Genomic DNA, 11,409 nt, shown 5'->3' with positions numbered 1-11,409 from the left:
GAACCTCATTCGGGCAGGGCGACCGGCGCGAACCGGTCGAACAGGTCCCCCGGACCCGGGTTGTCCGGCCGGGCGCCGCCGCCGAGGTGGTGCAGCACCCCCCAGACGGCGTTGAGCGCGGTGGTCACCGCCCCCTCCGCGAAGCCGCCCGTCCACGACACGTCGTCACCGGCCAGGAACAGCCCGCGCCGCTCGGGTGGCGCGTCCGCCTGCATGAAGTGGGTGAACAGCCTGCGCTGGTAACGGTAGTGGCCGGGCAGGTTGGCCTTGAAGGCGCCCAGGAAGTCCGGTTCGTCCTCCCAGGACACGCACAGCGGCCCGGCGATGATGTGCGAGCGGATGTCCACCCCGGGGTAGATGTCGGCCAGCGCCCGCAGTGTCACGTCCAGGCGCTGTTCGGCGCTCAGCGGCGCGACCTTCAGCGAATCGTCGTTCCAGGTGTAGGACAGGCACATCACCGCTGGCCGGTCCGGTCCGTCGTCCAGGAGGTAGGTGCTGCGCGGCGACCGGTCGGTCAAGGTCATCGCCAGCACCGGCTCGCCGGTGGCCGGGTCCAGGTCCTGCCAGAAAGGCCGGTCCACCAACACATACAGCTTGGACGCGCACATGTAGTGCGTGCGTTCCAGCGCGGTCCAGTCCGCGGCCGAGAACAACGCCCGCGCGCCCTCGACCCTGGTCACCAGCACCCGGTGCGGCGCGGTCACCACCACCGCCGGGTACTGCTCGACGCGCCCGTCCGCGTCGGTGACCGCGAATCCGTCGCCCACCCTGGCCAGCCCGGTCACCGCGGGCCGCGGCGCGCCACCGTGCAATCCGGCCAGCGAGGTCCCAGCCGGCCAGTGCGCCGCGTCCGCGGGGGCGTGCGCCCACAACCGTTCCGGCAACCGCTGGCAGCCGCCGACAATGCTCACCTGGTCCTCGTTGGCGCCGGTCAGCACCAGCCGCAGCACATCGAGGACGGTGTTGGGGAAGTCGGTGTCCCAGCCGCCGGTGCCGAAGCCGACCTGCCCGAAGACCTCCCGGTGCCGGAAGGAGGCGAAGAACGGCGAGGTGGCCAGGAAACCGTGGAAGGAGGTGTCGTCCAGCTCGGCCACCAGACGGTTCCACACCGCCTTGAGCGTGCCCACCTCCCGCCGCCGCAACGCGTCGTCCAGGGTGGCGAGTTCGGCCGATTCCCGCAGCGTCTTGTCCCAGGCGTCGGCCACCTCCTGGTACAGCGAGGGCAGATCAGCCAGTTCCCTGGCCAGATGCTGCTGTCCGCCGAGGTCGACCAGGGTGGCCGGTGTGCACTCCGCGAGTGGGTTCGGGAACGGCCGGGTTGCCAGCCCGACCAGGTCGATGTAGTGCGCCAATGCCCGCGCCGTCGGCGGAAACCGCATCGCGCCCATCTCGGCGTGCTGGTCCGGATGACCGGGAAAGGCCACCGACCGCATCCGGCCACCGATCGCCCCCGGCTCGTACACCACCGGCCGCAAACCCAGGCGCAGCAACTCATACGCCGCGGTGATCCCCGCGATCCCGCCGCCCACCACCGCGACCGGCGCCCCACACCGGTCGGCAGGCAGCACACCCAGCCCGGCCGGGTGAGCCAGCCAATGGTCATAGGAGAACGGGAAGTCGGGGCCGAGCATGGTCAGCTCGGGGGACAAGCCCAAGGGAGAGTTGGTCATCTGCCGCCGGTTCGGGTCGCTCGGGTGCGGGCGGGCGCGACTCGCGGCGCGACGCTAACCCGCCCGTCCACACCCCGACAAGGGCTCGATACGCCGCCAAGTCGAGGGGTTTTCCCAGAGCTGATTGGACTTTCCCGCACGCCCCGACGCCAGTAGCTGACCAGAACTGGCCAGAAACTGCCGGCCCGCACCGTCCACAAGCGACCGTCGACCCCGCAGCGGCACCCGGCCACTACGGTCGGTCACCCCGGGGTCAGTGGCCCGCGCGCAGCCGGGGTGTGCTCAGCTCGCCAAGCCCGTGCTCCAGTTCGGCCGCCTGCGCCAGCGCCCACCCGAGCAACCCGGCCACATCGATCCCGTACGGCGAATCCCGCTGGTACGCCTCGATGTTCCCGGCCCCGCGCTGGAGCAGGCTGAACGCGCCGGTCCGATTCCCGCGGGCGGCATGGGTGGCCCCCACCGCGAGCTGCGCCAGCCCCTTCCACAGCATCCTGTGCTCCTCGTCCGAGGACTTCCAGGCGTCCTCCAGGATCTCGTGCGCGTGGAAGGGCATGCCCGCGTCCAGGAGCCGCTGCGCCTCGGTCAGGGTGACCTCGGGTGTGCGGACGACGCCCTCTGGCAGGCGTTCGATGCCGGGGGCGCCGTGCGGCAGTGGTCTGCCGAGCCCGTCCCGTGGGCGGGCGTTGCGGGCCCGGCCCTCGTCGTCGCGGTCCCGGTCGAGCTGCTGCGCACTGCCATCCGAACTCACCCGCCCATCATCCCACCGCCGCCTCGCTCAGGCGCCGAACGTGCGCCGGTAGGCAGAAGGAGTGGTCCGCAGCGCCCGGCGGAAGTGCTGGCGAAGCAGCTGACCGGTGGCGAACCCGGTGCGCTCGGCGATGCGGTCCACAGTGAGGTCGGTGGTCTCCAGGAGTTCCCTGGCCGCGGTCAGCCGCTGCTGGTTCAGCCAGCGCAGCGGGGTGAGGCCGACCTGCCTGCTGAAGTGCCTGCCGAAGGTCCGGGTGCTCATCGCCGCGCGTTCGGCGAACTGCCGCAACGTCAACGGCTCGTGCAACCGGTGCAGTGCCCAGTCCAGCACCGAGCCCAGGCTGTCGGCCTGACCCGCGGGCGCGGCGGGTGGCGGGATGTACTGGGTCTGGTCGCCCTCCCGGTGCGGGGCGATCACCATCCGCCGCCCGACCTCGGCGGCGATCGCGGTGCCGAAGTCCTTGCGCACGATGTGCAGGCACAGGTCGATCCCGGCCGCGGTGCCGCCGCTGGTGAGGATGTCGCCGTCGTCGGTGTACAGCGCGCTCTCCGCCACCCGGATGCCCGGATGGTCCCGGCGCAGCCGCTCGGCGTACATCCAGTGCGTGGTCACCGTGCGCCCCTCCAGCAACCCGGCCGCGGCCAGCACGAACACCCCCGAGCACACCGTGGCCAGCCGCGCGCCACGCCGATGGGCCCGCCGCAGCGCGGCCAGCAGCGACTCCGGCGGCCGCGAGGAGATGCCGGCCGGCACCACCACCAGGTCGGCCGTCTCCAGCGCGGCCAGGCCGGCCGGCGCCTCCAGGCGTAGCCCGTCCGGGGTGCGCCGCGGCCCGGGATCGGCCTGGCACAGCGTCAGGTGGTACCAGCGCGGGGTCAGGTCCACCCGGTCGCAGCCGAACACCTCGCAGGGCACCGCCAGCTCGAACAACCCCACCCCGCCCAGCAACGGCACCACCACTCGCAGGCGTTGCCCCCCGGTCACCACCATGGCGCGAATGTATCGGGAGCTGACTGCCAGCGGCCTTACCCCGAGGTACCGCGACGTTCAACCTGGAGGGGGATGGGCCAGGGGGGAAAGTGTGCCGCACATGGTGGATTTCGCTTTGCTGGGCGTGATCGAGATGTACTCGGGCAACCGCGGGATTCACCTGGGTCACGCCAAGCAACGCGTGGTCCTGGCGGCCCTGCTGGCCGAGTCCGGCCGCCCGGTTCCGTTGCCCGTACTGGAAGATCGCCTGTGGGGCCGGCGCAGGCCACCCAGCAGCCGGGCCACCCTGTACTCCTACCTCTCCAGGCTGCGCGCGATCCTGGACCGGACCGGCGGGGCCGCGATCGAACGCACCACCGACGGCTACCTGCTCGCCACCCCTGAACACGCACTGGATCTGCACCGCTTCCAGGACCTGCTCCGCCGCGCCCGGGTCGAACCGGACCCGGACCTGGCGACCGCCCTGTTCGAGCAGGCGCTCGCGCTGTGGCGGGGCGAGTTCTGCGCCGGGGTGGACCTGCCGTGGTTCAACAACCTGCGCGACACCCTGCACGCCCAACGCCTGATCGCCGAACTGGACCACGCCGACCTCGCGCTGGGCCAGGGCCGCCACTCCGAACTGCTGCCCGCCCTCACCAGCAGGGCCACCGCCCACCCGCTGGACGAACGCGCCGCCGCCCAGCTGATGACCGCGCTCTGGCAGTCCGGCCGCGCGGCCGAGGCGCTGGCACACTTCGAGGTGGTGCGCACCAGGCTGGTGACCGAACTGGGCGTGGATCCCGGTATGCCGCTTCGGCAACTGCACTGCCGGATCCTGCGCGGGCTGGCCCCGGGTCCGGGTGAGCGGGTCGGCTGGGGCTGGCGCGGACGACCTGTCCACACCGGCCCCAGGCCCTCCGCTGGTGCTCAGTCCCGGTTGAAGTAGGCGTTCTGCTGCCCCTGGCAGTCCCACTGCTCGGCAACCGCCCCGTTGGCCATGCCGCGCCCGGCGATCTGCAGGCACTTCCCGCTGTAGCGGTTGACCAGGTAGAAGTACCGGGGGTCGTTCTCCTTCTGCCGCAACTCCCAGTACGCCTCGGCCTGGTCCGCGCAGGTGTACAGCTCGGCCCTGGCCCCGTTGGCCTTGCTGGGCCCGGCGATCTTCAGGCACTGGGCAGGGTGGTCCCGGTGCTGGATCCACACGCCCTTCGCGGGGTTCAGGTTGAAGATCCAGTACGCGGCGGGTTGCGCCAGGCACTCCCATTGCTGGACCCGGGCTCCGTTGTGCCCGGCGTTGTTGGCGGTCTCCAGGCACTTCCCGCTGTGCAGGAACTTCATGTGCGCGGTGAACGGCGGCGGCGCCGCCGCGGCGGAGGCCGTTGTTCCGGCGCTGAGGATGACCATGGTGACTATCGCGACGAAGATCGCGATTTTGCGGTGTGTTCGCATGGGAGCACGGTGCCGGAGCCGGCATGGACAGTTCTTGGAGGATTCTTGGATCCATTCGCGAAATGGGATTGACCCGGGTTCGGCGGTGGGCAATGATGAACGCACACCACGAGCGAGGAGGGGTTATGACGAACATGATGAACATGCGGCGTCACACCCGACGATCCTCGCGCAGCACCGGCTCCCCGCCATGACGTGCACCACGTCGTGACCAGGGAGCCGCCCATCGGGAAACCGACAAGGGCGGCTTTCTTTGTTTGGTGTGCCTGAAATGTATTTCGACTTACCTCTGTAGCTCAGTTGGATAGAGCGCCGCATTACGGATGCGGAGGTCCCGGGTTCGAATCCTGGCAGGGGTGCGACCAATTCCGCCCAGGGCATCACCCCGCCCGGTCCGGGCGGGGGCAACGCGACGCGCGCGGCTCGGCAGCCAGCCGGGAGTCATGATCCCGGCGCACGTGGGTCGGCACCACGGCGCGCGACCATCACGGCCAGTCCCTGGTCACCTCGCCGATGGCCTGGTCCAGGATCTCCAGGCCCAGTACCAGTTCCTGCTCGGTGGCGGTCAGCGCCGGCGCGATCCGGAACACCCCGCCCATCCCCGGCAGCTGCACGATGTTCATGTGCAGCCCCAGTTCCAGGCAGCGCTGGGTCACCGCCGCGCCCAGGGCGTCCGAGCCCTGCTTGGTCTCCCGGTCCACCACCAGTTCCAGCCCCACCAGCAGGCCCCGGCCGCGCACGTCGCCGACCACCTCGTGCCGCCCGGCCAGCTCGTGCAACCCGCTCCGCAGCACCTCGCCCAGCCGCACCGCGCGCTGGTCGAGGCCATCGCGCTCCAGCACGTCGAGCACGGTGTTGCCGACCGCGGCGACCAGCGGGTCGGAGACGTGGGTGGTGAAGAACAGGTAGCCGCGCTCGTGCGCCTCCTGCTCGCTCTCCGCGCTGGTGATCACCGCGGCCAGCGGCAGTCCGGCGCCCAGGGTCTTGGACAGGGTGAGGATGTCCGGGACGATGCCGTCGCGTTCGAAGGCGTACCAGGTGCCGGTGCGGCACAGGCCGGTCTGCGCCTCGTCCAGGATCAGCAACATGCCGCGCTCGCGGCACTTCTCGCGCAGCGCGGCGAAGTAGCCGGGCGGGGGTTCGAGCACGCCGCCGGAGGACAGGATCGGTTCGACCAGGCAGGCGGCCAGGTTGCCGGTGGACTGGGCGTCGATCAGGTCGAAGCCGAAGTCCAGCTGCCGCCGCCAGTCCAGGCTGCCGTCGGCGGCGAGGAAGTCCGGGCGGTAGGTGTTTGGGGCGGGGATGGCGAAGTTGCCGGGCGCGGCCGGACCGTAGCCACGGCGGCCCGCGCTGTAGGTGGCGCCGGCCGCGGCCTGGGTCATGCCGTGCCAGGACCGGGCGAAGGAGACGATCTCGTGCTTGCCGGTGACCAGCTTCGCCATGCGCAGCGCGGCCTCGTTGGACTCCGCGCCGGTGGTCAGCAGCTGCACCTTCTCCAGCGGCGCGGGCAGCGTCCCGGCCAGGCGGCGGGCCAGCTCGACCACCGGGCGGCTGAGCATGCCGCTGAACAGGTGGTCCAGGGTGCCGATCTGGCGGCGCACCGTCTCGACGATGGCCGGGTGCGAGTGGCCGAGGATCGCGCTCATCTGCCCGGAGGTGAAGTCCAGGATCCGGCGGCCATCCTCCGTGCGCAGGAAGCTGCCTTCCGCGCTGGCGATGATCTCGGGGGTGAACGTGCCGCCGTAACGCACCAGGTGGCGGTCGACGTCGGCCCAGAACTCGGTGACCGGGGTACCGGTGGTCGGAGCAGCCATGACCTCGACGCTACGACCGGCCGAGCAACGGGTCCAGCTCACAATTCCGACTGTCCTGTTCGGCGGAACCGAACAACAATGGCGGCATGCTGAACCCGTGGCGGCTGCGGCTGCTGAGCCAGCTGGACACCCTGGGCACCGTGCGCGCGGTCGCCCAGGCGGCCAGGCAGAGCGCCTCCAGCGTGTCCCAGCAACTCGCCGTCCTGGAGGCGGAAACCCGCACCCAGCTGCTGGAACGCACCGGCCGCCGGGTCCGGCTGACCCCGGCCGGGCAGCTGCTGGCCCGGCACGCGCGGTCGATCCTGGACCACATGGACACCGTCGAGGCCGAACTGCGCGTCCTCGGCGAGGAACCCACCGGCCTGGTCCGGCTGGGCGCCTTCCAGAGCGCCATCCACAGCCTGGCCGTGCCCGCGGCCACCCAGCTCGCCCGCACCCACCCGCACCTGGAGATCGAACTCCTGGAGCTGGAACCGCACGAGAGCATCCCGGCCCTACGGGTCGGCGAGGTCGACCTGATCATCACCACCCCGGACTTCGTGGAGATCCCACTGGGCCCGGACGTCGACGTGGTGCCCCTGGCCGTTGACCCGGTGGTGCTGGTGGTCCCACCCGAGCAGGCCGGACACGGCCCGGTGGACCTGGCCACCTGCGCGGGCGAGCCGTGGGCCTTCGACATGCCCGGCTCCTACATGGCCAACGTGACCACCCGGCTGTGCCGCCAGGCCGGGTTCGAGCCGCGGGTGGTGTGCCGGTTCAGCAACTACCTGATGACCCTGCAGCACGTGGAGGCCGGCCTGTCGGTGGCACTGCTGCCCGCACTGGCGGTCGACCAGCGCTACCGGGTCGCCACCCGCGAACTGAGCCCGGCCGTCACCCGCACCATCACCGCGGTGCTGCGCCAGGGCGCCCGGCCGCGCCCCGCGGTGAACCTGCTGCTGGAAACCATCCGCCGCCTCCCGGTGCCCGCCGGCCTGTCCGGCCCCTAGCGCCATTCCTCGACGGTGACCGCATCGCCGACGGCGATTGAGCCGGGGCGGAGCACAGCCGCCTTCAACCCGAAGCTCACCCCTTCGGGTTCCCGGCGGTAGGTGGCCAGGGTGCGCAACGGCTCGGGTCCGACCCGCGTCCCGACCGACTGGTCGACCAGGGTGACCGCGCAGCGGATGGCCAGCTCGCCAAAGCCGATCCGGGCGCCGCCGATGGTCATCCGGCCCACCCGGTCCTCGGTGTGCGGCTCGGGCCAGCCACTGATGACGATGTTGGGCCGGAACCGGTCCATCGGCACCGGATCGGCCCCCCGCTCCAGGATCCGCTCGTTCAGACAGTCCAAAGAGGACAATGAGAGCACCAGCAACGCGGTCGGATCGACCCCGGTCCGACTCGCCCTGGCAGGCTCACGCACCAGACGCACCGGCTGACCGACCACCCCGGACACCCATTCGGCGGCCTCCGCACCCTGGTCGATCCCGGCCCCCGGCCACTTCTCCACCTCGACCGGCCGAGCCGCCCCGTCCGTGGCCACATCCAGCACCAGCTCATCGGCGCCGGGCGCGCTCAACGCCAGCTTCGCGCCCTCGTGCCGCAACTGACCGCGGATCACCGCCAGTCGTGGCGTCGCACCCTGCCAGCAGGTGTCCCCGTCCGGCCCGACCACCGCGAACAGCCGGTCGTGGGCCAGCCCGGTCGGCGTCACCTCGGCCCGCTCCAGCACAACCCCGGCACACCCCTTGATCGGGTACACCGCCAGCGAGTGCACGATTGCCATGCGCCCCAAGGTACTAGGGCCTCCTCCGCGGAGGAGGCCCTTGGAAGTCCTGACAGATTGGGTTGTTCTTGAGTCGATGCCAGCAGTGGCCTTCCAGATCAGGTCCTCATGGAGACAGGGTTTCCAGCGGGCGGCGGGCGGTTTCCACGCCGTAGAGGGCGACGGTGAGCGCGCCGAGGACGCTGGCCACGGCCAGCACGGCGAACACCGGGGTGATGCCGCCGCCGGTGCCGACCGCCAGGCCGGTGATGATCGGGCCGGTGATGACGCCGAGGCGGGCGAACACGCCGCCGATGCTCGCGCCCGCCGCGCGCGATCGGGTGGGGTACAGCTCGGGGCCGTAGAGGTTGAGTGCCAGGTTGACCGCGAAGACGAAGAACGCGGCGGTGGAGACGAACAGCAGCACGCCCAGGCCGGTCGTCGGTGCGACCAGCGCGGCTGCCGTGAGCACCACGGCCCCGCCGGACAATCCCGTGATCAGACCGGCTCGTCTGCCCACCCGGTCGACGGTGACGGCGATCAGGATGCTGCCGGCGAACCCGGCGACGGTGGTGATCATGCTGTAGGTGAGCGAGGTGCCCACGTCCAGGTGGAAGACGCTGGTGTAGATCGTGGGCAGCCAGGAGGTGAGGCCGTAGTTCACCAGGAACGAGACGAACCACAGCACCGAGACCACGACCGTGCGGCGCAGATACCTGCCCCGGAACAGATCCAGCACGCTCGTGGAATCACCGGCGCTGACAGGCGGCGCCAGCGCCGGTGCCGGCGCGGGATCGGGCAGCGGGCCGAACTGCCTGCGCGCCGACGCCTCGAACCGGTCCACGACCGCCTCGGCCTCCTGGTGGCGGCCTCGGGCGGCCAGCCACCGGGGCGATTCGGGCACCGTCCGCAATCCGATCGCCAGCAGCACCGGCAGCGCGCCCACCGCGAACAGGACCCGCCAGCCGAAGACGGGCACCACCCAGGCGGAGACCAGCGAGGCGGCCGCGAGTCCCGCCACGAAAGCCAGTTCGTAGACGAGCACGAACCTGCCGCGCGTGCGCGGGCCGATGATCTCGCTGATGTAGGTGGCGGCCACCAGCACCTCGCCGCCGATGCCGATGCCCTGCAGGAATCTGGCTGCCTGCAACCATTCGATGCCCGGCGCGAGCGCGGCGAACAGGCTGCTCAGGGAGTACAGCAGCAGGCACCACAGCACCACCGGCACCCGGCCGAAGCGGTCGGCCAGCCTGCCGGTGAGCAGCGCGCCGAGCAGCATGCCGACCGAGCCGACGGTGATGGTGAACGTGGTCGCGACCGCGCCCAGGTGGTACTCGGCCCGCAGGGCGGGCAAGGCGTAGGCGATGAGCAGCTGGTCGAAGCCGTCGAAGAAGGTGACCGCGCCGATCACCAGCCGCGCCCGGACGGTCAGCCTGGACACCGGCAGCCGGTCGATGCGCGCCGCGATCAGCGCGCCGTGGTTGACCGTACTGGTCATCGGCGACAGTCTCCCGCCAGGTCGAGGATGCCGAGTTGCTCGGCTGTCTTGTTGTGCAGGCCCGCGACGCGTTCGGCGACCTCGCGACGGCGCACCGGATCGGCCAGCCAGGCGTAGTTCCGCAGCACGTGCTCATCCACCTCGGGACCGGTCGCGGTCTGGACCAGGGTCTGTTCGTGCGAGGAGGCCAGCACGATCTCGTTCGCCGGGCGGCGCAACCGGTCGTAGAGATCCAGGGTCGCCGCGCCGTCCAGGGTGCGCCGCACCACGGCGGCCAGCACGTCCGCGTCCAGCATCGCCATGTTCATGCCCTGTCCCAGGGTCGGCGGGACCACGTGGGCCGCGTCGCCGACCAGGCAGAGGTTGCCCTGGACGTAGCGCTCGGCGTGCGCGAGGTGGGCGCGGTAGGTGTGCGGCTCGCCCGCCAACGCCGAGGGCGCACCGGCCAGCATCGGGGCTCGGGCCACCATCCGCCGCCACAGCCGCCCCGGTTCCAGGGCCCGCCATGCCATCTCCTCGGCCACCGGGAGCTGCACGGCGACCCGCACCTGCGTGCCGCCGTCCAGCGGGATGATCATGGTGATCCCGTCCGCGCCGACATAACGCGCGGTGCGGTGATCCAGCTGCGGCGCGTCTGGGCGCGGGCAGGTGGTCATCAGGTGCACGTGGTCGTAGCGGTACCGCTGCTCGAACCGGATGCCTGCGGCCCGGCGCAACGGCGAGGCGGGGCCGTCGGCGGCCACCACGATCCGGCCGAGCGCCCGGAACGGCTCGCCCCCGATCGTGCCGGTGACCCCGCGCAGCGCGCCGTCTCGGTCGTCGAACAGTGGCGCGGACACCCGCGCGCCCCGCCGCACCGACACCAGATCGCCGTGCCCGGCGAAGGCGGCGTGCAGGGCACGGTGGATGTTGGTGTGCCGCAACACCGTCTGATGTGGATGATCGATCTCCAGGTCCGCGAAGCCCCACTCGCCAAGGAATCCGTGCACCCGGTGGTGGATACCCGAGGCCACCACCTGATAACCGTGGATGTGCGGCAACACGCCCCACTTGTCGAGCAGCCCCAGCGACAGGGGCTGGATGACGTCACCCCGGTTGAGTTCGGGGAAGTCCGCCGAACGTTCCAGCACGATCGAGGACACGCCAACGGTGGCCAGCGCGTGCGCGGTGCCGGCACCGGCGACACCACCGCCCACGATCACCACGTCGGCGTCCCAGTACAACGACGGCATGCTGCGAAGGTAGGCAGATCCCACCTCTGATTCAACGACGGCCCCGGCACCTCTGCCTGTTCGCGCAACCTGGTTTGCGCGAACAGTGCGGGCTCTGCCGGCAGCCTCAGCGAGGCATCGCCGCGGCTGCGCTGCTCTCACCTGAGGGCATCGACATGCTGGGCCTGCACTTCTGCGCTGGACCCCACGAACGGTGCCCCAACCGGCAATCCGGTCACGGCGAGCGTGAGTCTGGAACGCAGTAACGCCAGAATCCGGACAAAATGTGGCACCTCGGACGAA

10 protein-coding genes and 1 tRNA gene are annotated in these 11,409 nt (G+C 71.1%); 3 read left to right on the top strand and 8 right to left on the bottom strand.

Annotated elements, in window-relative coordinates; all coding sequences use genetic code 11:
- Positions 1–5 precede the first annotated feature (5 nt).
- From HNR67_RS28735 to HNR67_RS28725, 3 genes are all read right to left on the bottom strand, one after another.
- Complete coding sequence (locus tag HNR67_RS28735; protein ID WP_185005322.1) at positions 6–1,670, bottom strand: flavin monoamine oxidase family protein; 1,665 nt, start codon at positions 1,668–1,670, stop codon at positions 6–8.
- Positions 1,671–1,923: 253 nt separating this feature from the next.
- Positions 1,924–2,418, bottom strand: coding sequence for a DUF309 domain-containing protein (locus HNR67_RS28730; protein WP_185005321.1), 495 nt, complete (start codon positions 2,416–2,418; stop codon positions 1,924–1,926).
- A gap of 27 nt (positions 2,419–2,445) precedes the next feature.
- Positions 2,446–3,408, bottom strand: coding sequence for a helix-turn-helix domain-containing protein (locus tag HNR67_RS28725; RefSeq protein WP_185005320.1), 963 nt, complete (start codon positions 3,406–3,408; stop codon positions 2,446–2,448).
- 100 nt (positions 3,409–3,508) lie between these two features.
- Between HNR67_RS28725 and HNR67_RS28720 the strand changes: the two genes are divergently transcribed.
- Positions 3,509–4,333: an AfsR/SARP family transcriptional regulator gene (locus HNR67_RS28720; RefSeq protein WP_185005319.1), complete on the top strand. Its 825-nt coding sequence runs from the start codon at positions 3,509–3,511 to the stop codon at positions 4,331–4,333.
- Here HNR67_RS28720 and HNR67_RS28715 read toward each other — a convergent pair.
- Entirely contained in the window at positions 4,315–4,836 is a 522-nt protein-coding gene (locus HNR67_RS28715) for an RICIN domain-containing protein (RefSeq protein WP_185005318.1), read from the bottom strand. The genes HNR67_RS28720 and HNR67_RS28715 overlap by 19 nt on opposite strands.
- 285 nt (positions 4,837–5,121) lie before the next feature.
- Between HNR67_RS28715 and HNR67_RS28710 the strand changes: the two genes are divergently transcribed.
- Positions 5,122–5,195 (top strand) — tRNA-Arg (locus HNR67_RS28710).
- Positions 5,196–5,321: 126 nt separating this feature from the next.
- Here the strand turns inward: HNR67_RS28710 and HNR67_RS28705 are convergent.
- Entirely contained in the window at positions 5,322–6,650 is a 1,329-nt protein-coding gene (locus HNR67_RS28705) for an aspartate aminotransferase family protein (RefSeq protein ID WP_185005317.1), read from the bottom strand.
- Between the two features lie 86 nt (positions 6,651–6,736).
- On the opposite strand from HNR67_RS28705, the gene HNR67_RS28700 reads away from it, so the two are divergent.
- Positions 6,737–7,639, top strand: a complete 903-nt coding sequence (locus tag HNR67_RS28700) for a LysR substrate-binding domain-containing protein (protein ID WP_185005316.1) — start codon at positions 6,737–6,739, stop codon at positions 7,637–7,639.
- On the opposite strand, the gene HNR67_RS28695 is transcribed toward HNR67_RS28700, so the two are convergent.
- From HNR67_RS28695 to HNR67_RS28685, 3 genes are all read right to left on the bottom strand, one after another.
- Positions 7,636–8,418, bottom strand: coding sequence for an MOSC domain-containing protein (locus HNR67_RS28695; RefSeq protein WP_185005315.1), 783 nt, complete (start codon positions 8,416–8,418; stop codon positions 7,636–7,638). The genes HNR67_RS28700 and HNR67_RS28695 overlap by 4 nt on opposite strands.
- A gap of 106 nt (positions 8,419–8,524) precedes the next feature.
- The gene (locus tag HNR67_RS28690; protein ID WP_185005314.1) at positions 8,525–9,895 is read right to left on the bottom strand and encodes an MFS transporter; all 1,371 of its coding nucleotides are present in this window, start codon (positions 9,893–9,895) and stop codon (positions 8,525–8,527) included.
- A complete protein-coding gene (locus tag HNR67_RS28685) occupies positions 9,892–11,127 on the bottom strand; it encodes an FAD-dependent oxidoreductase (protein WP_185005313.1) in 1,236 nt (411 codons plus the stop codon). The genes HNR67_RS28690 and HNR67_RS28685 overlap by 4 nt, the downstream gene beginning before the upstream one ends.
- Positions 11,128–11,409 lie beyond the last annotated feature (282 nt).

The organism is Crossiella cryophila, from assembly GCF_014204915.1.
Lineage (GTDB): Bacteria > Actinomycetota > Actinomycetes > Mycobacteriales > Pseudonocardiaceae > Crossiella > Crossiella cryophila.
Note: the sequence above shows the minus strand (reverse complement) of the source record. Positions and strands in the feature narration are given on the sequence as shown.